We start from the raw sequence: 25,599 nt of genomic DNA on the forward strand, positions 1-25,599 counted from the left end.
TTGCGGCTTATTGTTTTTTATCATCATCGACGACTTCGTAGTCGGCATCCACCACGTTTTCTTTCGCCTTCGTTTCGCCGCCTGCCTGGCTTGCTCCGCCTGCCGCGCCGGACTGGGCGTTGGCCTGCGCCTGCTGGTACAGCTTGACGGACAGCTGCTGCACGATTTCGGTCAATTCTTCCGTCGCCTTTTTGATCGCGTCCGCGTCGTTTGCTTCAAGCGCTTTTTTTACTTTTTCTTTTGCCGCGTTCGCTTTGTCGGCTTCCGCCTTGTCAACTTTATCGCCCAAATCTTTCAGCGTTTTGTCAACGGTATAAACAAGCTGGTCGGCGTTATTTTTCAACTCAACGAGTTCCTTGCGCTTTCTGTCTTCCTCGGCGTGGGCTTCCGCATCCTTCATCATGCGGTCGATCTCTTCGTCGGAAAGGCCGCTTGATGAAGTAATCGTGATTTTTTGGCTCTTGCCTGTTCCTTTGTCCAGCGCGGAGACGTTCACGATGCCGTTCGCGTCGATGTCAAAGGTGACTTCGATTTGCGGAATTCCCCGCGGCGCAGGCGGTATATCGCTTAAAATAAAGCGCCCCAACGTTTTGTTGTCCGCCGCCATCGAGCGTTCGCCTTGCAGCACATGAATTTCGACGCTGGTCTGATTGTCCGCAAAGGTCGAAAAAATTTGCGACTTGCTGGTCGGAATTGTCGTGTTGCGGTCAATCATTTTCGTAAAGACGCCGCCAGCCGTTTCAATCCCCAGAGAAAGCGGTGTTACGTCCAGCAACACAACGTCTTTTACGTCTCCGGTCAAAACGCCCGCCTGAATGGCCGCGCCCAAAGCAACAACTTCGTCGGGATTGACGCCTTTGTGCGGCTCTTTGCCAAGCAGCTTTTTAACCGCTTCCTGCACGGCGGGAATCCGCGTGGAACCGCCCACAAGCACGATTTTGTTAATATCCGCGGCGGACATTCCGGCATCCTGCAAGGCGCGGCGCGTCGGCCCCATCGTGCGCTCAACCAGATGCGCCGTTAATTCGTCGAACTTGGCCCTTGTCAAATTGATTTCCAAATGCTGCGGTACGCCGTCGACAACCGTAATAAACGGCAGCGAAATCGTCGTCGACATCACGCCCGACAATTCTTTCTTGGCCTTCTCCGCAGCGTCTTTCAGCCTTTGCACAGCCGCTTTGTCTTTGCTAAGATCCACTCCGTGCTCTTTTTTGAACTCGGCGACAAGATAGTCGATAATCGCCTGGTCAAAATCGTCGCCGCCCAAATGGTTGTCGCCGCTCGTCGCCTTAACTTCGAAAATGCCGTCGCCCAGTTCCAGAATGGACACGTCGAACGTGCCGCCGCCCAAGTCAAAGACCAGGATGGTTTGGTCTTCTTCTTTGTCAAGGCCGTATGCCAAGGCTGCTGCTGTCGGCTCGTTGACAATTCGCAAAACTTCAAGGCCGGCAATTTTGCCCGCGTCTTTGGTTGCCTGGCGCTGGCTGTCATTAAAATAGGCGGGAACCGTAATAACCGCCTGGGTCACGCTTTGTCCAAGATAGCTTTCCGCGTCGGCTTTCAGCTTTTGTAAAATCATCGCGGAAATTTCCTGCGGGGTATACTCTTTCTCATCTATTTTAACTTTATAATTTGAACCCATGTGGCGTTTGATCGAAATAACCGTACGGTCCGGATTGGTGACCGCCTGCCGTTTTGCCGTCTCGCCGATAATCCGCTCCCCGTCCTTTTTGAAGCCGACGACCGACGGCGTCGTGCGGTTGCCTTCGGCGTTGGCGATAACGACGGCCTCGCCGCCTTCCATCACCGCCACGCAAGAGTTGGTTGTGCCAAGGTCGATGCCGATTACTTTGCCCATCTAAAAATTCCTCCTTAAAATATATCCTTGAAAGTGATTCAGGAACTTACTTTTACCATGGCCGGACGCAGCACTTTGTCTTTCAACAAATATCCCTTTTGCATTTCTTCCACGACCGTTCCTTCCGCATGCTCCGCTGATTCCACCTGCATGACCGCTTCGTGGAATTCGGGGTTGAAAGCTTGCCCGACGGTCTCCATCGGCTTCAGGCCTTCCTGTTCCAATACTTGCATGAGTTGCCGGAAAATCATCTCAACGCCTTTGGCAAACGAATCCTGATCACGGCTATCCTTCGCGGCTGCAATAGCCCGCTCGAAATTATCGACGATCGGGAGCAATTGCGTTATCAACTTCATGGATGAATATTTCAGCAATTCTTCTTTCTCTATGCGCGTTCGGCGGCGAAAATTGTCAAGATCGGCCTGTGCCCGCAAAAACTGGTTGAAATTTTCTTCCGCCTTACGCAACGCGGCTTCAAGCTGCAATTCCAGGTCCGTTTTGGGCGCTTCCGCTTGCGGGTTATCTTCGGTCTTAGGCGCCTCGTCAACAGGCGCTTCCTCTGCCGCCATGTTTTCCGCAGCATCTGTCGCGGCTTCTTGTTCATATGTTGCTTGCTCTCGATCCGTTTCCATTCAACATTTCACCCCCAGTTACTTATACCAGCGTTCCATCATCTTTTCCAGGTTTTTTGAAAAATTGTCCAAAAGCCCGATCACTTTGCCGTATTCCATGCGGGTCGGCCCAAGTATGCCGATTGCGCCCAGCGTTTTCCCGTTAAAAGAATATGTTGCCGTTATGAGGCTGCAGTCGCTGATGGCCTGCATATTGGTTTCGCGGCCGATTCTGACCTGAATGCCTTCCGGCTGCGAAGAAACCAAACTCGCCAATTTGTCGGTCTCCGCAAGCAAATCAAGTATAGTTTTCACTTTTCCAACATCTTTAAACTCCGGCTGCACGAGTATATTTGTAGTCCCGCCCAAAAAGACGCGATCCGATTCTTTATTGTCCAGCGATTCTTCGATCATGTGTATAAGTTCCTCGTATTTGGTCACATGGTGGCGCAATTCTTCGCTAATTTCGCTGTACAGGCGCGACTTCAAATGCAGCAGCGGGACGCCTTTGAGCTTGTCGTTCAAAATGGCGACCACTTTTTCTATTTCATGCACGGAAACGCCGGACGGTATGGCGATGACTTTGTTCTCGACATGGCCGGTGCTGGTTACGAGCACCGCGACGGCGCTTTCCTTGTTTAAAGGCAACAGTTGAATATGCCGCAAAGTCGTGCTGAACATTTCCGGCCCCAGCACGATCGACGTATAGTTCGTCAAGCTGGACAAAATGCTGGCCGCCTGCTGGACGGCTTGCTCGACTTCCTGTATTTTTTCCGCAAAAAACGATTTGACCACCTGCAGATCGTGGCCGGACAAAAGCCCAACTTTCAGCAGATGATCGACGTAATAACGATACCCCAGATGAGACGGCACTCTTCCCGCCGACGTGTGAGGCTGCTCCAAATAGCCCAATTCTTCCAAATCGGACATTTCGTTGCGAATGGTTGCCGGGCTGAAGGCGATATCGCCGCGCTTGGAAATGCTGCGGGATCCGACCGGCTCTGCCGACTGAATGTAATCATCGACAATCGCGCTCAAGATCAGTTTTTGTCGTTCTGTCAGCATATCATTCACCCCATTTAATCAGCACTCTAAGGTAGTGAGTGCTAAAACCTAATACAAAAATACCAGATCGGCGCGATCGTTGTCAAGTCGATCCAGCAGTTTGCCAGCCTTGATTTACGAGATAAATTCCGCAAACACCTCGTTGCCGAGGTACAATCCGGTAGCGCTCAATTTATATCCTTCGTCCGTTTCATCAAGCAGCCCCCGCGCAATGAGCGCGGCAATTTTGGCGCCGAACACATCTTCCGGCAAGCGCCCGAACTGGTCAAAAAAATCGTCCCGGCGTATGCCGCGCAAAAGGCGCAATCCGATCATCATGAAATCTTCCATCGCTTCCTGTTCGTCCACAAAACTCCGTTTCAAAACGGGCAGCCCTTTTTCCGTCGCGGTGATATATTCACCCACGCCCTTGACATTCAAATGCCTGATCCCGCGCACATAGCCGTGCGCGCCGGCACCCAGTCCATAATAGCTTTCATTTTTCCAATATGCCGAGTTATGCCTGCTTTCGCAACCCGGAAGGGCAAAATTGCTGATCTCGTAATGGGTGTAGCCGGCTTCGCGCATTCGCGAGATGATCAGTTCAAACATCTGCACTTCCGTATCTTCATCGGGCAAGGGCAGTTTGCCGTTTTGATAAAGCGTGTAAAACAGCGTGTGCTCTTCCAGGATCAAGCCATAGATGGAATAATGCTCAAGCTGTAAGGCCAGCGCCTTGTCGATGCTGTCGTTCAGCGTCGCGATCGTTTGCCTGGGCAAACCGAACATCAAATCGATGGAAAGGTTGGTGAAGCCCGCCTGCTTGGCACTCTCAATGCTGCGAAATACATCCGCGGCCTGATGAATCCGCCCGATGTCGGCCAGAAGCTGATCGTCAAACGATTGCACGCCGAAACTGATTCTGTTTACCCCTCCTTCCTTCATGGCTGCGAGCTTTTCCGCATCGACGGTGCCGGGATTGGCCTCCATCGTAAATTCAACCCGCGCGGGATCCGCCGGGAAATACGTGCGCACGGCCTTTAAAAATTTTTCCAGCTGTGCGGGGCGCAATATGGTCGGCGTGCCGCCGCCGACAAAGATTGTATCGATGGTTTGCGGTGGCGTCCGGGTAACGGTCATTTCCATTTCCCGCTCCAGCGCGTCCAGATACCGATTGACCGGCTGGCCCGTCACCACATACGAATTAAAATCGCAGTAATGGCACTTGTTGGCGCAAAACGGAATGTGTATATATACGGAACGCGGCGCCTCCGTCAATCTGTTCATGATGTGTCACCCTTTTGCCCGAGCGAATTATTCGTCGATTTTCAGCACCGCCATAAACGCTTCTTGCGGGACATCCACACTGCCGACTTGCTTCATCCGCTTCTTGCCTTCTTTTTGTTTCTCCAGCAATTTGCGTTTCCGCGTAATATCGCCGCCGTAACATTTTGCCAGCACATTTTTGCGCATGGCTTTAACGGTTTCCCGGGAAATCACCTTTTGCCCGATCGCCGCCTGGATCGGCACTTCAAACATTTGCCGCGGAATCAGTTCCTTTAATTTTTCGCACAGCACGCGCCCGCGCTGGTAAGCTTTATCGCGGTGGACGATAAACGAAAGCGCGTCAACCTTTTCGCCGTTTAACAAAATATCCAGTTTCACCAATTTCGATTGCCTGTAGCCGGAAAATTCATAATCAAACGACGCGTAGCCTTTCGTGCTTGATTTCAGCCGGTCGAAAAAGTCGTAGACGATTTCCGACAGCGGAATGTCATAGGTCAAGGTGACGCGGTTCGTATCCAAATACTCCATGTTTTTAAATTCGCCGCGCTTATGTTGGCACAATTCCATAATGGCGCCGACATAATCGTTCGGCACGATGATCGAAGCTTTAACATACGGCTCCTCGACGTACGCGATTTTTCCCGGTTCGGGAAATGCCGCCGGGTTGTCGATGGCAAGCACGCTTCCGTCCGTTTGCGTTACTTTGAACACAACGCTTGGAGCCGTTGTGATAAGCGGAATATGGAACTCCCGTTCGATTCGCTCCTGAATGATTTCCATATGCAAAAGCCCGAGAAAACCGCAGCGAAAGCCAAAGCCCAAAGCAATGGACGTCTCCGGTTCATAGCGCAAAGACGCATCGTTTAATTCCAGCTTTTCCAAGGCGTCGCGCAGGCCGTTGTAATCCGCCGTATCGATCGGGTACAAGCCGCAGTATACCATCGGATTGATTTTGCGGTATCCCGGCAGCGGCTCAAGTGCCGCATTCGCCGCATCCGTGACCGTATCGCCGACACGCGTGTCTTTGACGTTCTTGATCGCCGCGGCGATAAAGCCGACATCGCCGACTTGAAGCGCGTCGACACTGGTCATGCGCGGTTTAAAGACGCCGACCTCGACGACCTCGAATGTTTTGCCGGTAGCCATCATCTTGATTTTGCGGCCTGGCGTAATCGAGCCGTCCACGACGCGAACATACACGATTACACCTTTATACGGATCGTAATGCGAGTCGAAAATAAGCGCCTTGAGCGGCTTGTCCGGGTCGCCTTGCGGCGCCGGTACCTTCCGAACCACTTGCTCGAGAATTTCCTTGATGCCGATACCGGCTTTCGCGGAGGCAAGCACAGCTTCGCTTGCGTCAAGTCCGATGACATCCTCGATCTCCTGTTTTACCCGTTCCGGTTCGGCGCTCGGCAAATCAATTTTATTGACAACCGGCAATATTTCCAGGTTGTTGTCCACAGCCAAATAAACGTTGGCCAGCGTCTGCGCTTCAATGCCCTGCGCCGCATCGACAACCAGAAGCGCGCCTTCGCAAGCCGCCAGGCTGCGGGAAACCTCGTAAGTAAAATCGACGTGTCCCGGCGTGTCAATCAAATTCAAAATATATTCCTCGCCGTCGTCGGCGCGGTAATTCAACCGAACCGCCGCGAGCTTGATCGTAATGCCGCGTTCCCGTTCCAAATCCATCTGGTCCAGCACCTGTTCGTGCATCTCGCGCTGCGACAGGGCGCCGGTGTATTCCAGTATCCGGTCCGCCAGAGTGGACTTCCCGTGATCGATGTGCGCAATAATGGAGAAATTGCGAATTTTCTTTTGTCTAGCGCGAATGTCCGTCATGACGGTCCCCCAGAAAAAAATTCGATAATAATTATAGCAGTTGCGCGGAGAACCAGCAATCAGGCAGCCGTTACGTTACGCAAAAACTTTATCCAATACGGAGACAACAAAATCGACCAGATGATCGGCGGTAATCTGCAGCAACCCGCCGAATTTGTCGGCGATGCGGTCCGGCAGCGATGCGGTTGTTTTCCCGCTCGTCAGTGTAAAATCGCGCGCCATAAGCGGCGCGGCCGACGGCGAAACTTCCGGCGCTGGCGGCGTTGCGATCGCTTCAGCGAACATGCCGATCCGCTCTCCGCTTTGCGTTTCCGCATCGCCGCGCACCTGCTCGATGCCGTGCGACGCCGCGTCAACGCCGAACATGATCCCGAAAGCTAACACGGCGACCATCGCCAACAATTGCAAAGATGAACGTGCCATTGCCGTCACTCCTTAATTAGCGGCCGGCGCGGCGGCTTTTCTTGCGTCCCAATATATGTCCGAAATTGCTTTGGCGAGAATATCGGCCGTCCGGTAGCATTCCGCAAGCGTATTTTCCGGCCCGCCGATTTCAATCAGCACGCTGTTGGGCGAAAACGACTGGTTGTACTCGCCATTACCGGTATTCGAACCTTTGCCGAAAATGCCCTTGGATAATCCCGGCATCATTTCTTCCAGCCTGTTGTGCAGTTTGCTCGCCAGCTGTTCGTTTTTTTGCCAATTGGGGTTCTCATGCCCGATAATGAACCAGATTTGCGCATATGTTTTGCCGTTGATCGTAACCGTCGTATAGCCGCGTTTCTGCGAATCGCGGTGGATATCAAAGAAAAAGTCATAGTTCGGGTTCGCGGCAAACGCTGCTTTGATCGTTTGCAGTGAGTATTTATAGGAATAGTTGTAGTTAAAATCTTTTTCCGCGGTATAGTAGTCGGTGTTGGAAGCTTGAGCGCCAACGCCCGCTTCGTTCAAATCTTTGGCGAGGCGTTCGCCGACCAACGTGATGTTGAATTGGGCGTCGTAGGCGTCATTTATGCTCTGTACCGGTTTGCCGTTTACCTTTTTGCCGCGCGCGCGAAGTTCGGGAATCCACGATTCGCGGTTATGGGAATGATAAATGAACACCACTTTGCGGCCCCCGGTGGACAAAGCCGAATTCTCCCCGGCAGGCGGGGCAGCCGCTTGCGCCGCCGATGGTTCCGGGGATGGCGGCTCGTTCGTCTGTTGCGGAATGTGTTTCTTTTCTTCATCACCGGGCACAATCATTGCATCTTTCGGGCCGTCCGAATTGCCGCTATTGTGGAGCGTGTCTTGCGACGGCGGATAATCGGCCGGAAACCGGGAAAAATCCGTCCCCGATCCTGCCCTGAGCACGATAGTATCGTCCCGCAGACCGGGAATTTCGCCGGAAAGCAGCGTCTTGGGGTTGGCCGGGTTCACGCCGGTTAAAAGCGCAAACAAAAATTGGGAGATTCGTTTTCCGGAAAATGTTGAAGCCTCGTGAATGCCGGTTACAGCCGGGAACTCCATCCACAGCATATCAGCGAAAAACTTGCCCGAGACGGATGCCGACAGCCCCTTCATCGACGATACCGGTGAAGTAAACGTTTTGAACTGCACATAACCGGCAATAAACAGCAAAATAAAAAAGCATAGAGATAAAAATGAAAGAATGGTCCATGTTTGCACCATCGTTTTAGCACCGCCGCCCAATTGTCCGAATGGAATGGCGCCGATGCCTCCCGTCCTTTTCATGAATATTCCTCCTTTATACAAATCTATGAGATGAACCAATTCGCTAGAACAAAAAAATATATTCGGTTGAACCGGCAATGATCCGGCGGAAAATGGCAAATAATAAAGCGCACAAGGAGGATTTCGCATGAAATTTGCTGCCATTGCAAGCAAAAAGGCGCGTTTTGCGCGCCTGGCGATTGCTTTATTAAGTTTGTTCTTTGCGGCGCACGCGACGGCGCACACGACGGCGCACGCGGCAAACGCCACCGGGCAAGCCGGGCGAAAAGACAATCCCGCGGAAACACCAAACCGGTGTTCCATTACGGTGGACCCGACCCGCAACCGGCTTACGCTTTATTGCCGCGGCAAAGAGTTGAAACAATACCCGATCGCGCTTGGCAAGCCTGAAACGCCTTCGCCGATTGGCGATTTTATCATTATCAACAAATATAAAAATTGGGGCTCCGGCTTCGGAACGCGCTGGATGGGCTTAAATGTGCCCTGGGGCATATATGGCATTCACGGAACGAACAAGCCGCATTTGATCGGCGGCGACGTGAGCGGCGGCTGCATCCGCATGCGCAACGCCGATGTGGAGGAGCTTTATGAATATATCGGAATCGGCACGAAAGTATCCATTTTGGGGCATGTGCTCGGCGAGCCGTGGCACGACCCGCGGCGGATGGCGAAAGGCGATAGCGGCTCCACCGTGCAGATCATTCAGAGCCGACTAAAAAGCGCAGGCTATTTCCACGGCCCGATTAACGGCAAATTCGGCCCGCAAACCGAACAGGCGTTAAAAGCGTTCGAAGCCGCGGAAAATCTTCCCGTCGACGGCGTAATCAGCCTGCACGATTACATCCGCATGGGGCTCGTGGAATAAACGTCGGCGCTAGTGCGTATACGCGGCGACATTTTCGGTTCCGATCGCCTCATGCAGCGCCGCGTTTAGACCGTTGGCGATAATGTTGGCGATATCTTCGATGAATTGGTCGATATCCTTCGGCGTAACCAACAGATCGTGCCCCAGCGGGTCCAACACTTCACGCACCAGCTGAAGCCGTTCGTTCTCCGTCAAACCTTCCAGCATGCCCAATATTTTGTCCGTATTGTTCGTCCGGTTTTTAAAATGTTCCACCAACAGCTCGAGGCTGCTGTTGACGATCGTGGAAGCGTACACGACGGTCGGAACGCCGATGGCGATAACCGGCACGCCCAACGTTTGCATGTTGAGCCCCCGCCGTTTATTGCCGATGCCTGAACCGGGGCTGATGCCCGTATCGGCAATTTGAATCGTTGTATTCACCCGGTCGAGCGCTTTGGAGGCGAGCGCGTCAACGGCGATCACCAAATCCGGCTTTGTTTTTTCGACGATTCCTTGCACGATTTCGCTGGTTTCGATTCCGGTTGTTCCCAGAACACCGGGCGCAACGGCGCTCACCTGGCGGTATCCGGGGCTTACTTGTTCCGGCATCAACTCAAAATAGTGGCGGGTAACCATCACATTTTCGACCACGATCGGACCGAGCGCGTCCGCGGTGACATTCCAGTTGCCGAGCCCGATAATAAGCACTTTGGCGTGTTTGGGAATATTGATTTTCCGCAAAAACTTCTCAAACTGCTGCGCCATTTTGGTCGCAACCTGATTTTGCAGCTCCGTATCCTGGTTGCGCAATTGCGGCACTTCGATGGTCACATAATGACCGGGCATTTTACCGATGTTGCGCATTCCTTCCTCGTTTTCCACGGTAATCGAAGTGATCTTGATGCCGCCGTCTTCCTCCGTTTCCATTTTAATCCCCGGAATCTGTTCCCCCATTGTTTTGGCGGCCGTTTCTTTCGCTTCCAGCGCCAAATCCGTCCGTACCGAATAATCGCTAAGTCCCATATTGCTCATCCCCTTGCTTTCCTTTATCAAACGCCTTTCGCTATGTAGTCTGCAACTTGCGGAAAGGCAATATGCGCTATGCTATTGATTTTTGGGGGAACGCATGATATCATGTTTTAAGTTGTGTAAAGGAATTCCGGCGCACTACCATGATTGGTTGCAATCAGGCAGGAGGTGAACAGAGTGCCCAACATCAAATCCGCTATCAAAAGAGTAAAAGTCAGCGAAAAAAACCGTCTGCATAACGCTTCGCAGAAATCCGCCCTGCGCACTTCCATAAAAGCGGTGGAAGCTGCCATTGCCGCAAACGCCGACAACGCGAAAGAAGTTTACCAGGCCGCGGCGAAAAAGCTTGACAAAGCCGCAAGCAAAGGTTTGATTCACAAAAATGCCGCAGCGCGCAAAAAATCCCGTTTGGCCAAAAAGCTGAACGCGATTAACGCGCAATAACATACGCAATCGTAAGCAAAAAGTCCACCGCGTTCACGCCGTGGACTTTTTTAGGTTACGCCGCAAGCCGCAGCAACAAAAGCTCCAGGCCCAGCACTTTGTCAATCCGCCCGCATTTCATCGCATAATCAAGCTCCGCCAGTTCACAGAGCGTGTCGCGCAATCGGGCCGATTCATATTTTCCCGCCTGATCTTCGGCAATTTTGACCGCGTACGGATGCAGTTGCAGCTGCGCGGCCGCTTGCTGGCGCGAACACCCCCGTTCCTTGAGTTCCTTGACTTGCAGCATGATCCTGTATTGCCTGGCGATCAGCATTAACAGCTTGATCGGTTCTTCCTTCTGCTTCAAAAGGTCGTCCAGTTTCGCCAATGCCTGATCCACTTTGCGTTCAACAACATCCGCCACGAGCAAAAACACGTTTTGTTCAAGGTTTTTGGCAACTAGGCTGGCAACGTCGCTTGCCGTGATGAGGCCGCCTTCTCCGGCATATAGCGCCAATTTTTCCATTTCCGCTGCCATCTGCTGCAAATTCGCCCCGACAGCGGCGATTAATTGCTCCGCCGCGCCGCGTTCGAGCCTGATGTTGCGTTTTTCCGCCTGCCGTTCGACCCATTGCGCCAGTTCCATTTCGGAGAGGAGGGAAAATGGGATCACCATCCCGGTTTCTTTCGCCGTTTTCACGATTTTTTTGCGCTCATCCAGTTTGTCCGCATCCAGTGTGAAGATCAGGACGGTATATGCCGCAGGCTCCCGCAAATACGCGTTCAGCCGCTCCACATCATGCTCCACCTTGAACGCATCCTTCATGCCCGTAAACAAATGCGCGTTCTGCGCTATGATTATTTTCCGTTCCGTCATGAAAGGCGGCGTTTCGGCGTCATCCAGCACCGCTTGCACCGGCGTTTCGTGCAGATCGTATTTGGCCACCGCCAAATCGACCAGGTCGGGATTGACCAGCTTTTTCACGGCATAGCCGATAAACTCCTGCAACAAATACGTTTCCGCGCCGTGGCAAATATAGACCGGATACACCGTGCCTTTTGCCAGGTCCTTCGCCGCTTTCCGGTAATCCATCACAGCACCCCGTTCAATTCTTTTCCATCGTTTCCGTGCCTGTAGTGAAATCGACCGTTACATGCCCGGTTTCTGTCCCGGTTACATAAAAGCGCAGTTGTTTGCCGTCTTCCGACCATTCCAGATTTTCTATCGTATCGGCTTTATATTCATTGCTCTTGTAAATTTCCACGTTTTGCCGATCGGTTACGACTACCATAAACCCGATGTCCGTCTTCCGCACTTGCGCCGTTCGCGTGCTGTCGGGCGAGTCCGCCTTGGCGAGCGGCGGTTCCGCTTCTTCCGTCCGTTCGTCCGTCGTCATGCCCAGAACCGATCCGGTTTCCGTTTCGGCGGCGTTTACCGACACAACGGAATCCGCTTCCTTCGGCGCAAAAGATTTCGGCGCGTCCGCAGGCGTAGGTGAAGCGGCAGCCAAAAATTTCACTTCTTCGGATTCCCGCGGTTTTTCTGCCAATGCCTGATGATCACTCATTTCCACGACTTTGCGGTCAAAATTCGGCGCGGCAACATCGGCTAAGCTGTCGTTCGCTTTGCGGGAAGTTTGCCTGGAAGCGGCAGCTTCTTTTTTTATTTTGCCGGAAGCGGGGTTCATGCCGACCGCGGCGTCTTGTTCACTTGCCGCCGATTGGGCGGAGTTGCCAAACTGTAACATTTCATCCGCTACATGCAGCGGTTGCCGGTTAAAGAAAAGGAACGCGAAAATGAAACCCGCGGCAATGATACCGCCAGCCGTTTTCCAGGGAAAACGGCTGCGCCTGATGCCGGCTCTTGCGTTCCTTGACGATTCTCCGCCAAATTCAGCCTGAATCCGGTCCATTTCCTGCAGCCTGGGCAGAATCGCGTCAACCAAATTGTATCTGGGCGTAACTTTGGGAAGATTTTCAAGCTCACCGGAAAGGCGCTGCAAACGTGCAAACAGCAGCGAACACGAGGGGCAATGCCGCACATGCTCCTGCAAAAGGTTATATTCCGCGTCAGCCAGATCCCGGTCCAAATGCCTATGCATCAATTCCGCCACCTCCTGGCAATTCATCCGTGAGCACCACCTTTCTGATAATCTTGAAGCAAATTTTGCAGTTGCTGTCTCGCGCGAAACAGATAAGATTTGACCGTGTTAAGCGGCAATCCCAGCGTATCGGCAATTTCATTGTAGGAAAAGTCCTGCAAATAGCGGAGCACGACTACCGCCTTGTGATGGTCGGGCAGTTGTCCGATCGCGACCTGTATTTCTTCGGCGACCGCATGGGAAACAATTTCCCGCTCGACTTGATTTTCCGTGCCGAACTCCATATTGTGCTCTTCAATGGAAACCGTCGGTTTGAACCGGCGAAATTTATCGATGCATATATTTGTAACAATTCTTTGCACCCAGGTTTTAAAAAGCGCCTTTTCTTCATAAGAATTGATTTTTGTATAAATGCGAATCAACGCTTCCTGCGCGGCATCCAGCGCGTCTTGTTCGTTGCCGAGAATATAGTAGGCCGTCCGGTACACATGGTTTTCGACTGCGCGCAACAAGGAAACCAGGGCGTCACGGTCTCCCGATTGAGCGGATCGGATCAATTCCGGCTCTACCACCATGAACCTCCTCTTCTGCAACCATTCAGACGAGTCGATATCTGAAATTGTTGCCGTTATTTTTCATTTTTAATAAAAATCCGGAACTCACGTCCCGGCAACAGACCGCCGCTTCCTCAATTGCGGCAATTACTTGGTTTTTGTAACGGGAACCCAGGCTTCCGTTTTGTACAATTTAATATAATTCACAAGCATCGCGATCCGCCAGGGCAACAGCATGCCGAAAGCAAGCACAAAAAACAGCGCGCCGGTTTGTTCGAGCGAAATATATTGTTCTATTATATCATGCAGCAATATCCGCAAAATCAGCAGCCCCAACAAGATAAACACAAACGATTTGGAACGTTTGACGTATATTTTTCCTGCAACCACATGAAATTTGGAAGTGCGGATCAAAGGATACGAAAACAGTACGGCCCCAACCAGAAAAGCGGTCAATGCCCATGAAAAAGGAATCCGCATCGGCTCATAAAAAAACATGAAAAAACCGGTCGACATCCCGACGGTAGGCATCACGATCTTCATCACGGATGTCGGTTTTCTGCTTGCCCGAATGCGAACGATAATGACCATTAGCGCCATAAAGGCAGCGCCAATTGACGCAAAAAGCTGCAAATTGATTGCTCCCGGATGATTCATCATAGGATCCCTTCCAGTCAATAGTGTCGGCGTTGAAGTTTAGAAGTTATGGAAAGACACGATTTGATTGTACTAATTTTTTTTTGCGGCAGCAACCCGACCGTTTCGCTTGCCATGATAAAAATCAATCCGTTCCTGTTTTTTTCGTCCGCATGCGCAATAATTCACCGTCCACAACAAATTGCACCTCCCCGTTTTGATCGGTGCGTAAGACCGGAATGCGCCGCTTAAGAAGCCGCTGCAAAGTGGCCTGGCCGGGATGCCCGTACACATTGTTCGCGCCGACGGAAATGACGGCGGCCCGCGGCTGCCAGAAGTCCAGCCATTCCGCGGAACTGGACTTGTTGCTGCCATGGTGCGCGACCTTTAAAACATCCGGCGCTAAATGGCGCAGCGTCGGATGGCGGAGCATAATTTCCTGCTCCGTTGCCGCGTCGATATCCCCCGTGAACAAAAACAACGCTTGCTCCAACCGCACCAGCATCACGACGGATGCATCGTTCTGGTTATCCTCGAATTGTACCGCGTTTTTCCCATCCATGCCGCTTTTGGACAAAGGTGCGGACGCCGGATGCAGAAACGTAATGGCCAGATCGTTGTCGACTTGTAACGTCATATCGTCCGCTACCGCGAACAACGGCACATGTTTGGCCAACGCTTTGGCGAACAGTTCCCTGGCGTCCGGGCTGTCTTTCAATGTGCCGTTGAACAACAGCCGCTTGACGTCAATGCGGTCCAAAACCGCCAGCAAGCCTTCGATATGGTCGGCATCCTCGTGCGATACAATCAGCGCGTCAAGATGACGCACGCCGCGCCGTTTCAACAGCGGCACCAAAACATCTTTGCCGATGTCAAACGGATCGTTGCGCTTTCGCCACGCTTCTTCGCGCGAGAAATCCAGCGTGCCGCCGCCGTCTATCAATATGTTATGGCCGGCCGCCGTGCGCAGCAAGCAGGCGTCGCCCTGTCCGACATCGAGAAAGGCGACCGACGACTTATGCCCCGAAAACGCTTGCGGAAAATATGCGCAAATGAGCAATGCCGCCATGGCAAACGGCAGGCTGTTCCGCGCAAATGCCCGCAACCGGCGGAAGCCGGCAATCGCCATGTCGAACTCTTGCCTTGTTGCCGCAGCCGCATGCAGAAAAATAACGGACACCGCGTAATAAGCGAGCATCCACCAAATCGCGGGCGACTGCCAAAGCAAATAAAACGCTTGCCAATGGTCGAGCAAATCCACAAGCCGGTAACTCGACGAAAGCAGCCATTCCACCGGATAAGCGAGCCATTTGCCCGCGGGCTGTGCCAGCGCCGCGGCCAACATCGCGATATAGCCAAGCGGCAAAACAGCAAAGCTGTACATGGGCACAATCAGCATATTCGCGAGCGGGGAAAGCAGGGAAAAGCCGTTGAAATAATAAATCGTCAGCGGAAACGATGCCCACTGCGCCGTTAACGTCACGGACAAAAAGTTTTTGGCCGACCGGTTGCGCACAGGCAGCAGTTTGTTCAAGTTGGGCACGCCAATGATCAGGCCGATCGTCACGAAAAACGACAGCTGAAAACCGATATCGGCGATATAATACGGATTCCACGTCAGCAAAACAGCGCCGGCAGCGCACACCAAAACCAGGGTATCCTTCATCCTTCCCTTCCGCGCGGCGTACAGGCCGAAAAAGGCCATTAACCCGGCGCGGCACGCCGATGGTGAGGCCCCGGTTACGGCAACGTAAAACGGAACGGCGAGCATGGCCGCAAGCAAAACTCTTTCCTTCGGCAGCCCCAGGCGGACGCAGAGAACAATCAAGCCTCCGATGACAACGGCGACATGCAATCCGGAAATCGCCAAAATATGGGTGATGCCGAGACGGGAAAACTGGTCAAACAGCGCCGGATCAAAATCATCCGTGATTCCCAGGAGCAAGCTGTTCATCAATGCGCGATGGTCCGGTGAAAACGCCTTTTCGACATCCCGGCTCAGCGCTTTTCGCCAACTTTCCACCCAGCGCAAGGGCAAAAAACGATTTAGGCCATGCTCGCTGCCAACGCGGAGCGATTGAATCCCCTTCACTTTCAGAATCCAATGAATATGCCGATCATGCAAATATCGGCGGTAATCAAAATCGCCAAAATTGCCCGGAACGCGAGGGCGTTCCAGCTCGCCTGCCACCGTAACGGTATCGCCCGCTGACAAACGCGAGATGAAATCCGCTTCTTCCGCGCGCTGCAATTTGAGGCGAATGAGCACATTTTCGTTTTCTTCCGTCCGCATCTTGAACGTTGCCAAATCCCCATCCGTTTGCGGGCGCGAAGCCGCTATGCCGGACAGCTTAATTTGCCGCCCTTCCCACGATTCCGGGAAAACAGACCGGTTATGGCTGTCCACAAAATGACTGTAGCCGAAGCCGCACACAAACATTGCCGCGATCAAAAAGCTGGTTGCCAATCCGTTTTTGCCCGCCAGCAATGATGCGGCAGTTAAACCGACCACCGCGGCAATCAGCGGGAGAAATTCGCCGGGATATAATCCGGCCGCAATTCCCAACGTGTATGCGACGGTTGCGAATACGAACGCTTTTTGCATGCCATCACCTCTTGCCAGACAAAAAAAGAACCTCTTAGTCTGCACAGAATAAGAGGTTCTTCCTCAATTTTCCGATTTTTAAATGCCGGGCGGCGGTTCGTATGCCGTCAATTGCCGCAATAAGATGCCTTTTTGCCGAAAAAGCTTGCTCACCTTCTCATGGTCTTTCCGATAGGAGCGGTGAAAGACAATCTCGATAACGCCGCTGTTCGCGAGCATTTTGGCGCATGTCCAGCACGGCTCGTCGGTGACATAAACGACGGATCCTTCACGATCGTCGCGATCCGTAAACAAAAGCAAATTTTGCTCTGCGTGAATGGTACGGATGCAGCGTTCCTTTTTGACCATTTGCTCTTTGCCGTCCACAATCTCCAGCTCGTACTCTTCCGCCAGCAAGCAACCTTCCTCGGAACAATCGGGCATGCCCATCGGCGCTCCGTTATACGCGGTGCCCAACAGCTTTTTGCCTTTGACGAGCACCGCTCCGACATGGCGTCGTTCGCATCGGGAACGGGTGGCGGCCATATGCGCGATATCCATAAAATAAGTATCCCAGTCTTTGCGCTTTTGTTGGCTCATGGCTTATTCCTGGCTGGCGGCAATCGCCTGATCCAGATCATGAATAATATCTTCGACCGCCTCGATGCCGACGGATAAACGAATCATGCCGGGCGTTACGCCGGCCGCTATTTGTCCTTCTTCGCTCAGCTGCTGGTGCGTTGTGCTCGCCGGATGGATAATCAGCGACTTCGTATCCCCCACGTTGGCCAAATGCGAGAACAACTTCACGTTGTCGATCAGTTTGCGGCCCGCGTCGACTCCGCCCTTGATGCCAAAAGTCAGCAAAGCGCCTTGTCCTTTCGGCAAGTATTTTTGCGCCAACTTGTAATCCCTGTGGCTCGGCAGTCCGGGATAGTTAACCCATTCCACGGCACGGTTGCCTTCCAAATATTTGGCGACTTGCAGCGCGTTCTCGCTATGACGTTCCATCCGCAAATGCAGCGTTTCCAATCCCTGCAGGAACAAGAAAGCGTTGAACGGCGAAAGAGCCATGCCCATATCGCGAAGCAGCTGCACGCGCGCCTTGATTATGTATGCGATCGGACCTACGGCTTCGGTGTAGACTACGCCATGGTAGCTCTCGTCCGGTTCGGTCAGGCCGGGAAACTTGCCGCTTGCTTTCCAATCAAAATTGCCGCCGTCAACGATAATACCCCCGATCGAAGTGCCATGTCCGCCGATAAACTTGGTGGCGGAATGCACAACAATATTTGCGCCATGATCAATCGGACGAAGCAAATACGGGCTGGCAAACGTATTATCCACAATCAACGGAATGCCGTTGTCGTGGGCGATCTTGGCAACTGCGGCGATATCCAGCACATCAAGCCGCGGATTGCCGATTGTCTCGGCGAAAATGGCTTTTGTTTTCGGCGTAATCGCTTTGCGGAAGTTTTCCGGGTCGCTTTGGTCAACAAGGTTCACTTTTACGCCGATTTTCGGCAGCGTTACCGTAAACAGATTAAATGTGCCGCCGTAGAGGCTTGCCGAAGCGACAATCTCATCGCCGGCGCCGGCAATATTGAGAATCGCCATCGTGATGGCCGACATGCCGGATGCAACGGCAAGCGCGCCGGCGCCGTTTTCCAAATCGGCAACGCGTTTTTCGAATACATCGGCGGTCGGGTTCATAATGCGCGTATAAATATTTCCGAATTCCTTTAAAGCAAACAAATTTGCCGCATGTTCCGTATCACGGAATCCAAAGGATGTCGTTTGGTAAATCGGCACCGCGCGCGCCAGCGTGGTCGGATCCAGTTCCTGGCCGGCGTGTACGGCTTTTGTTTCCGGGGCAAACCTTCTTTCTTCCGTCATTATGAGTTCTCCTCCTCACAAAAAAATAGCACATCATTAATGAAACATATTCTCTCATACTTCTTCCGGCAATTCAATGGGTTATAAGTGGTTTAAGCTTGGCAAAGGTTTTGGCGCCGATGCCTTTCACCTGCATCAGTTCTTCCGCGGATTTGAATCCGCCGTGCGCCTCGCGGTAAGCAATGATGGCCTGCGCCTTCTTCGGGCCGATGCCCGGCAGCGTGTCAAGTTCCGCCAGCGACGCCGTGTTGATATTGATCTTGTTTGCGGCTGTCGGGTTTGCCGCAGGGTTTGCCGCAGGCGTTGCCGTCGGCGCACCGGCGACAATCGACGCTGTCGGCGTCGCCAAAGCTTCGCGCATTTCGTTGTTGACCATGATCCAGTTTCCCCTGCTGGCGGACAAATAGCCGACAGCATAATAAATTAGCAGAAACATCATGGCGAAGATAAGCGTTACGATTGCCAGGAAGCGAATCGGATTACCGGCAAATATTTTCCGCAAATATCTCACCCCGGAAAAACATATGAATGATATCAGACGCTTGCCGTGCACGTCATTTCGAATATGGAATATAGTAGATTAACGCGTTGAAGGCTTGGATGCCAAGAAATTTTCGTGTTTAGGGGGGATCTTGATGGTCGTAGGATTTATCGGCACAGGAAATATGGGAAGTATTTTAATCGACGCCTTCCTGAAATCCGATGCGTTGCTGCCTGCGCAAATCATTGCCAGCAACCGCACTGCGGCAAAAGCGGAGCAACTGGCTGCGAAATATCCCGGCCTGCATCCCGCAACTGACAACAAAGCCGTGGCCAAAGCCGGTGAATTGTTGTTTTTGTGCGTGAAGCCGACGGATTACGCCGACGTTTTGGCTGAGATCAAGGATGTGCTGTTGCCGGAGCAAATCATTGTCTCCATAACCAGTCCGGTTTTAATCCGGCATTTGGAAGAACAACTTCCCTGCAAAATCGCCAAGGTGATCCCCAGCATTACCAACCAGCAACTCAGCGGCGCCACCTTGTGCATGTACGGAACGCGCATCAATGATTTGGACATCGGCATGCTGGAATCTTTATTGAGCCATATCAGCACGCCGATGCGCATCTCCGAGTCCTATACGCGCGTCATTTCCGATCTTTCCAGCTGCGGCCCCGCATTTCTCGCCTATTTCGTGGAAAAATTCGTGGAAGCCGCCGTCGAAAGAACAGGGATACCGGCTAATGACGCTACAAAGTTGGCCGGAGAAATGGTGCTGGGCACCGGAAAACTGCTCACCTCCGGAGAATTTGCGCCGAACAGTTTGCGGCAACGGGTAACAGTCCCCGGAGGCATAACAGCCGAAGCATTGAAAATATTGGCGTTCAGCCTTGACGGCGTTTTTGAACAAGTGCTTGCGGCAACCCATGCGAAATACGCCGAAGATGTGAACAAAATTGAAAAAATGTTGTGCGGCCATGCCCGGGATAAAACCTCAACGGCAGCCGAAAAGCATTAGCCGACCACGATATTGACAATTTTACCCTTGACGGCGATGACTTTCCGGATTGTTTTGCCGTTTATGGCCAATTGTACCTTTTCCCGCTCAAGCGCCAGTTTTTCCATTTCCTTTTCCGGCATGTCAGCGGGGATGACCGCCCGATCCGCAATTTTCCCGTTGACTTGAATGACGATTTCGATTTCCTGATCAACGGTCAATGCCGGGTCGTATGCGGGCCAAGGCTCGTAAGTAATCGATTGCGCATGTCCCAATCGGCTCCATAGTTCTTCCGAAATATGCGGAGCTATCGGAGACAACATCTGGACAAAATGCTCCAGCGCTTGCTTCGGGATCGCATCCAGCTTGTATGCTTCATTGACAAATATCATCAACTGGCTGATCGCGGTGTTAAAGCGCAAGTTTTCATAGTCCTCGCCGACTTTTTTGATCGTGCGATGCCAAATTTTGCGGAATTCCAGGCTTCCTTCGCCGTCTACAATTTTCGGATTCAATTGCCCGTCATCGCCGATAATCAAGCGCCATACCCGGTTCAAATAGCGATACGCGCCGTCCACTCCGTTTGTATTCCACGGTTTTACCGCCTCCAGCGGACCCATAAACATTTCATACAGGCGCAGCGTATCAGCGCCGTATTCGTTCACAATTTCGTCAGGGTTAATGACGTTGCCGCGCGATTTGCTCATTTTCTCCATATTTTCCCCAAGGATCATGCCTTGGTTGACCAATTTGTAAAACGGCTCTTTGGTCGAGACAACACCGATATCATACAGCACTTTGTGCCAGAACCGCGCATACAAAAGGTGCAGCACGGCATGCTCCGCGCCGCCGATATACAAGTCGACGGGCAGCCATTTGCGCTCCAGTTCCGGCGCGCAAATTTCCTTGTCGTTATGCGGGTCGATAAAGCGCAAATAGTACCAGCAGCTGCCGGCCCACTGCGGCATCGTGTTCGTTTCCCGGCGCGCGCGCTTGCCCGTTTCCGGATCAACCGTATTGACCCATTCGGTGATGTTCGCCAACGGGCTTTCTCCGGTTCCGGTCGGCGCGATATGATCGACATCCGGCAACAGAAGCGGCAATTCGTTCTCGGGAACCGGCTTCATGGTGCCGTCTTCCAAATGCAGTATCGGAATCGGTTCGCCCCAATAACGCTGGCGGCTAAACAGCCAATCGCGCAAACGATAGGTGACTTTCTTCCGCCCATACCCGTTTGCTTCCAGCCATTCGTTCATTTTGGCGATTGCATCCGCTTTGTTCAGGCCGTTCAGAAAATCGGAATTGACATGCGGCCCGTCGTCTTCAAAAGCGGCTTTTTCAAGATTGCCGCCTTCAAGCACTTCAATAATCGGCAAACCGAATTTTTTCGCAAATTCCCAGTCGCGTTGGTCGTGTCCCGGAACAGCCATGATGGCGCCGGTTCCGTAGCCGCCCAGCACATAATCGGCAATCCAGATCGGGATTTCTTTGCCGTTGACCGGATTAACCGCAAAAGCGCCGGTAAAGACGCCGGTTTTTTCCTTGGCAAGATCGGTTCGCTCCAGATCGCTTTTGCGCGCCGCCTGTTCCTGGTACGCCTTCACCGCCTCCGCTTGTTCGGGAGTGGTGATGCGGGCGACCAGTTCGTGCTCCGGCGCCAGCACGCAGTATGATGCGCCGAATAACGTGTCCGGACGGGTCGTGAAGACGACCAGTTGCGCATCCTGATGACCGGCAATGGCAAAACGGACTTCCGCCCCAACCGATTTGCCGATCCAGTTGCGCTGCATATCTTTGATGCTCTCCGGCCAGTCCAGTTCTTCCAAATCGGCCAGCAGGCGTTCCGCATATTCGGTAATTTTCAACACCCATTGCCGCATCGGTTTGCGGATAACCGGATGTCCGCCGCGCTCGCTTTTGCCGTCGATCACTTCTTCGTTGGCCAACACGGTGCCAAGCGCCGGGCACCAATTGACGGGAATTTCCGCCATGTAGGCCAGGCCCTTTTTATACAGTTGAATGAATATCCACTGCGTCCATTTGTAATAATCCGCATCCGTGGTGCTGAATTCCCTGTCCCAATCGTAGGAAAAGCCGAGCGATTTGATTTGCCGACGGAAATTGTCGATGTTTTTAAACGTTATATCCCTCGGATGTTTGCCGGTATCAAGCGCATGCTGTTCGGCGGGAAGCCCGAACGCATCCCACCCCATCGGGTGCAAAACGTTGAAGCCTTTCATCCGTTTGTAACGGGAAACGATATCGGTTGCGGTATATCCCTCCGGGTGGCCGACATGCAGGCCGGCGCCGGACGGGTACGGAAACATATCAAGCGCGTAAAACTTCGGCTTCTTGTCGTCGTCCAACACTTTGAACGTGCGGTTTTTCTCCCAATATGCCTGCCACTTGGGCTCGATCTTTTGCGGTTGATAGCCTTGGTCGTTGTTTTCTGCGTTCATCTTTTTGTCTCCTTTTCAAATCGGTCGGCGGAAACTTGAAAAGCGCTTATTCAAGCAAAAAGCCCCCATCTCTAGCAATCACGCTAGGGACGAGAGGCTGTTGTTTCCCGTGGTACCACCCTAGTTGACGGCTTGCTGCCCGCAAGCGCATCCACTCACACCCTTAACGCGGGCTTACGATCATGCTCCGGGGCGAGTTCATCGCCATCCGTTTGCCGACTCGCACCATCCGCCGGCTCTCTGCAAAACATTTGCCGATTACTATTCCCTTTCATTGCGTGATACATATTTCCTTGATTATAAAAAAATTGGCGATTCGCTGTCAAGTCGATGTAGAAATATGGGGATGCCGTCGATATCCCGCTGTCGGGGGATTGGGGAACCGCGTGCGTAATCGTCTCGTTGGCAACAATCGAGGCCGGCTTCCGTTACGATACGACCGACGGTCGTCTGTACGCTTGTAGCAATCCGCCCCCATTTGCCTGCTGATAAGCAATCTGGGGCTATAGTCACCAAAAGCTTGCCGGTGAAAACCCGGTCAGTTTGCCGGCTTGCAGCCTTAAACCGTTGTACTTTCCGATCTAACGGACGCGACAGAGGCTATTTTGGGTTTTACGCCCGGTTTTTAAGTTTAACGGACGTAGGCGCGCTTATTTTAGCGTTTTGTGCGGTATTCAGGTAAAAATAAGGCGAATAACCGCTGTTGCGTCCGTTAAATTTTTTGCACGGCCTTTTTTCGGCAAATAGCCTCTGCAGCGTCCGTTAGCGCTGAACAGAATCTTTAGTTCGGAATAACCCCCCCTCAGTCGCATTGCGGAAAAAATCATTCGCTCTTTTCTGCAAAAATCCATTTTTCTCCGAACCCTCCGCCCATATAAGGCTTTTGGCTGTGAATGTTATTCACGACATTCACTCCACTATACCACGCATAAAATAGATTGTTATTTTTTCTAAACTTGATCATATAGATGGTATTATATCTTTCGCTATACCTCAAGGCGATGGTTTGTCGCATTGTGGTTGAAATCTACATCTTCTTTTCGTTTTTTGTTGCGGGAAAATTATTTTTTATTGGTTGGGTATAAACCCAACCAGTCCATACTTTCAACTCATTTTACTGCCGCTTGCCGATAAACGGCCACCAGTTCTGCTGGCCGAACAAGCGCACCATTACCGGCACAAATAAAGGCAAGATGAAGAGCGCATACAATAACAGCCCCGTTAAAACGGAGGTGGCAATCTGCAGCAGGGACAAAACACCGGAAGGCAGCATTGCCGCAAACGTACCCGCCAAAATAATTGCCGCGGAAATGATGACCGTCCCCATATTTTTCATGGCAAGCAAAATGGCATCGCCTACCGATTCGCCGCGATGTTCATTGAACCGGTCCATCAGAAAGATGCTGTAATCGACGCCAAGCGCCATTAAAATCACGAACGCAAAGAACGGAATTGTCCAGTTGGTACCCGGGTTTCCCAGCAAATTGACGAAAATCAGCTGGTTGACCGCTAGCGAAGCGAAATAGCATGTGATAAGCCCCGCCATCAGATATAGAGGCATGATAATCGATCGCAGCAGGAGAATCAGAATCAAGCTGATCGCAATCAGCATCAACACAACCGTGCGATTGTAATCATCGTGAGATACCTGGCGCAGATCGGCGTTCATTCCGGTCACACCGTCGATACCGAATTGCGCGTTTTCATACTTGGTTCCTTGCAAGGCTCGCTGTACCGCTTCCTGAATCGGCTTGATCGTATCCATCGATTCTTCGGAATACGGGTTGGTCCGTAAAATAACATTGAAAGTCGTTACCGTACGATCGGCAGACATAAACATATCGTACACGCTCTGCATCTGTTTATCGGTGACCGCTTCCTGCGGAATGTTGATACCGGCTTCATCCTGATCGGCTGCAACCTGCGCGGCATAGCTTCGCGCCTGCTCCAAGCCGTGGGAAATCTCACCCAGGCCGTCTGCGCTTTTGCCCAATCCTGAACTGAGATCACCCAATTGACCGGCTAAAGCGGCAAAACCTTGGCTGAACTGCTGCTGGCCGCTCGCAATTTGTCCAAGGCCTTGCGACATACCGGGCAGCTTATCCACAGCCTGCCGCTCCCCGGCAGCAGCTTGCTGCAAACCAGCCTGCAGCTCTTTTATCGCCTCGTTGACCTTTGCCAAGCCGGCTGTCAACTGCGCCTCACCGGAAGCCGCCGCCGCGAATTGTTTGTTGGCCGTTTGCAGGGAACTGTTCAACAATTGCAGCGAATCGTTAAGTTTGGCGGCAGCCGCGGCCAATGCGTCCGCGCCTTCCTGCGATTTGCCGACGGCAGCCTGCAAGGCGGCAAAATCGCGATCGGTTTCCAGATCCGGATATTTGCCTTTCAGCACATCGAATAACGGTTCGGCGCTCTTTAACGCTTGGACAAGCGCTTGGGCGTTTTGCCCGATTTGGCCGTAGCCCGCGGTCACTTGAGCCAGATTGTCGCCCAGCCGGTTATATCCGGCGGAGAGTTTGGCGGCCGCATCGGCCAACTGCGCGGCGTTCTCCTGCAATTTCCCCATATTGTCGCTGATTTGTCCCAATCCGGACGTTCCTTGATCCAGCCCTTGCGCAATTCGCGACAATCCCTGCTGCAGCTGATCGACGCCGTTTTTCAACTGCATCGTGCCGGCGGAAAGCTGCTGTAATTGTGCTACGGAAGCGACGAGCTTGGGCTGCGATTCCGCTATTGATTGTTGCGCGTTAGAGAGTCCGGTTTTGATTTGGTCGACCCCGTCTTTACTTTTCGAAAGCCCGTCAGCCAACGTGCCCATCTGGTTTGCCACAGACAACTCCGCCAGTTTTTCCCCCAATGGACGCGTTGCGCTGCGCACCTTGGCCACATTGTTCACTTTTGCCACTTCGGCGCTGACCCTCTCAATCATTGCCAATCCTTCCGGAGTATCCAGCGGTTCCGCGGCTGCCAACACAATATTTGTCGGCATGGCTTCGCCTGGAGCAAAGCTTTCGGTGATCAGATTAAACCCTTTTACCGAATCATAATTGTTCCCCAGTTCTTTCATGCTGTCAAACGACAATTTTCCGTTATAGCTTAAGATCAGCGGAACCACGATCACGGCCACGATCACCAGCGCATACAACGGGCGCTTTATGGCAAAGGCGCCGGCTGCTCCCCACAATTTGCTCTGTTTATGCTCGAGCGAACCGCGC

General features: G+C 52.5%; 21 protein-coding genes and 1 other annotated feature. Of the genes, 3 read left to right on the forward strand and 18 right to left on the reverse strand.

Translation table 11 applies throughout. The features are described from left to right. Positions 1–7: 7 nt before the first annotated feature. The 7 genes from dnaK to VF260_09425 all read right to left on the reverse strand — a co-directional run bounded on the left by dnaK (position 8) and on the right by VF260_09425 (position 8,376). Positions 8–1,858, reverse strand: a complete 1,851-nt coding sequence (dnaK, locus tag VF260_09395) for a molecular chaperone DnaK (protein HEX7057392.1) — start codon at positions 1,856–1,858, stop codon at positions 8–10. A gap of 38 nt (positions 1,859–1,896) precedes the next feature. Then, on the reverse strand, positions 1,897–2,490 hold the full coding sequence (grpE, locus tag VF260_09400; protein HEX7057393.1) for a nucleotide exchange factor GrpE: 594 nt from the start codon (positions 2,488–2,490) through the stop codon (positions 1,897–1,899). 18 nt (positions 2,491–2,508) lie between these two features. Beyond that, complete coding sequence (gene hrcA / locus VF260_09405; GenBank protein HEX7057394.1) at positions 2,509–3,534, reverse strand: heat-inducible transcriptional repressor HrcA; 1,026 nt, start codon at positions 3,532–3,534, stop codon at positions 2,509–2,511. A gap of 114 nt (positions 3,535–3,648) precedes the next feature. After that, a complete protein-coding gene (gene hemW / locus VF260_09410; GenBank protein HEX7057395.1) occupies positions 3,649–4,800 on the reverse strand; it encodes a radical SAM family heme chaperone HemW in 1,152 nt (383 codons plus the stop codon). 27 nt (positions 4,801–4,827) lie between these two features. Beyond that, positions 4,828–6,642 (reverse strand): translation elongation factor 4, encoded by a 1,815-nt coding sequence (gene lepA / locus VF260_09415; protein ID HEX7057396.1) that lies wholly within the window; start codon positions 6,640–6,642, stop codon positions 4,828–4,830. A gap of 75 nt (positions 6,643–6,717) precedes the next feature. Further along, on the reverse strand, positions 6,718–7,065 hold the full coding sequence (locus VF260_09420; GenBank protein HEX7057397.1) for a DUF3679 domain-containing protein: 348 nt from the start codon (positions 7,063–7,065) through the stop codon (positions 6,718–6,720). Between the two features lie 12 nt (positions 7,066–7,077). Beyond that, positions 7,078–8,376 carry a stage II sporulation protein P gene (locus tag VF260_09425; GenBank protein HEX7057398.1) on the reverse strand — a complete coding sequence of 433 codons (1,299 nt, stop codon included), beginning with the start codon at positions 8,374–8,376 and terminating at the stop codon, positions 7,078–7,080. A gap of 127 nt (positions 8,377–8,503) precedes the next feature. Here VF260_09425 and VF260_09430 point away from each other — a divergent pair, with 127 nt between their 5' ends. Beyond that, the gene (locus VF260_09430) at positions 8,504–9,241 is read left to right on the forward strand and encodes a L,D-transpeptidase family protein (GenBank protein HEX7057399.1); all 738 of its coding nucleotides are present in this window, start codon (positions 8,504–8,506) and stop codon (positions 9,239–9,241) included. A 9-nt stretch (positions 9,242–9,250) separates the two neighbouring features. Here VF260_09430 and gpr read toward each other — a convergent pair whose 3' ends face one another. Beyond that, positions 9,251–10,255, reverse strand: coding sequence for a GPR endopeptidase (gpr, locus tag VF260_09435; protein ID HEX7057400.1), 1,005 nt, complete (start codon positions 10,253–10,255; stop codon positions 9,251–9,253). Positions 10,256–10,429: 174 nt separating this feature from the next. Between gpr and rpsT the strand changes: the two genes are divergently transcribed. Continuing rightward, positions 10,430–10,696, forward strand: a complete 267-nt coding sequence (gene rpsT / locus VF260_09440) for a 30S ribosomal protein S20 (protein ID HEX7057401.1) — start codon at positions 10,430–10,432, stop codon at positions 10,694–10,696. Positions 10,697–10,751: 55 nt separating this feature from the next. Here rpsT and holA read toward each other — a convergent pair whose 3' ends face one another. The 8 genes from holA to VF260_09480 all read right to left on the reverse strand — a co-directional run bounded on the left by holA (position 10,752) and on the right by VF260_09480 (position 18,952). Then, a complete protein-coding gene (gene holA, locus VF260_09445) occupies positions 10,752–11,771 on the reverse strand; it encodes a DNA polymerase III subunit delta (GenBank protein HEX7057402.1) in 1,020 nt (339 codons plus the stop codon). A 13-nt stretch (positions 11,772–11,784) separates the two neighbouring features. After that, the gene (locus VF260_09450) at positions 11,785–12,807 is read right to left on the reverse strand and encodes a zf-HC2 domain-containing protein (protein ID HEX7057403.1); all 1,023 of its coding nucleotides are present in this window, start codon (positions 12,805–12,807) and stop codon (positions 11,785–11,787) included. Next, entirely contained in the window at positions 12,804–13,352 is a 549-nt protein-coding gene (locus tag VF260_09455) for a sigma-70 family RNA polymerase sigma factor (protein HEX7057404.1), read from the reverse strand. Before VF260_09455 ends, VF260_09450 begins: the two co-directional genes overlap by 4 nt. A 129-nt stretch (positions 13,353–13,481) precedes the next feature. Further along, entirely contained in the window at positions 13,482–13,994 is a 513-nt protein-coding gene (locus tag VF260_09460) for a cytochrome c biogenesis protein CcdC (GenBank protein HEX7057405.1), read from the reverse strand. 121 nt (positions 13,995–14,115) lie between these two features. Further along, a complete protein-coding gene (locus tag VF260_09465; GenBank protein ID HEX7057406.1) occupies positions 14,116–16,575 on the reverse strand; it encodes a DNA internalization-related competence protein ComEC/Rec2 in 2,460 nt (819 codons plus the stop codon). Positions 16,576–16,653: 78 nt separating this feature from the next. Then, positions 16,654–17,154: a dCMP deaminase family protein gene (locus VF260_09470; protein HEX7057407.1), complete on the reverse strand. Its 501-nt coding sequence runs from the start codon at positions 17,152–17,154 to the stop codon at positions 16,654–16,656. Positions 17,155–17,157: 3 nt separating this feature from the next. Further along, positions 17,158–18,450 carry a homocysteine synthase gene (locus VF260_09475; GenBank protein ID HEX7057408.1) on the reverse strand — a complete coding sequence of 431 codons (1,293 nt, stop codon included), beginning with the start codon at positions 18,448–18,450 and terminating at the stop codon, positions 17,158–17,160. 73 nt (positions 18,451–18,523) lie between these two features. Then, positions 18,524–18,952, reverse strand: a complete 429-nt coding sequence (locus VF260_09480) for a ComEA family DNA-binding protein (GenBank protein ID HEX7057409.1) — start codon at positions 18,950–18,952, stop codon at positions 18,524–18,526. Positions 18,953–19,085: 133 nt separating this feature from the next. On the opposite strand from VF260_09480, the gene comER reads away from it, so the two are divergent. Further along, the gene (gene comER / locus VF260_09485; protein HEX7057410.1) at positions 19,086–19,946 is read left to right on the forward strand and encodes a late competence protein ComER; all 861 of its coding nucleotides are present in this window, start codon (positions 19,086–19,088) and stop codon (positions 19,944–19,946) included. Here the strand turns inward: comER and leuS are convergent. Beyond that, a complete protein-coding gene (leuS, locus tag VF260_09490; protein ID HEX7057411.1) occupies positions 19,943–22,384 on the reverse strand; it encodes a leucine--tRNA ligase in 2,442 nt (813 codons plus the stop codon). The genes comER and leuS overlap by 4 nt on opposite strands. Positions 22,385–22,466: 82 nt before the next feature. Next, positions 22,467–22,668, reverse strand: a binding site (T-box leader). A gap of 830 nt (positions 22,669–23,498) precedes the next feature. After that, positions 23,499–25,599: MMPL family transporter (locus VF260_09495; protein ID HEX7057412.1), on the reverse strand; the 2,101-nt coding region annotated here is incomplete at its 5' end.

The sequence above is a fragment of the Bacilli bacterium genome (genome assembly GCA_036381315.1).
Lineage (GTDB): Bacteria > Bacillota > Bacilli > Paenibacillales > KCTC-25726 > DASVDB01.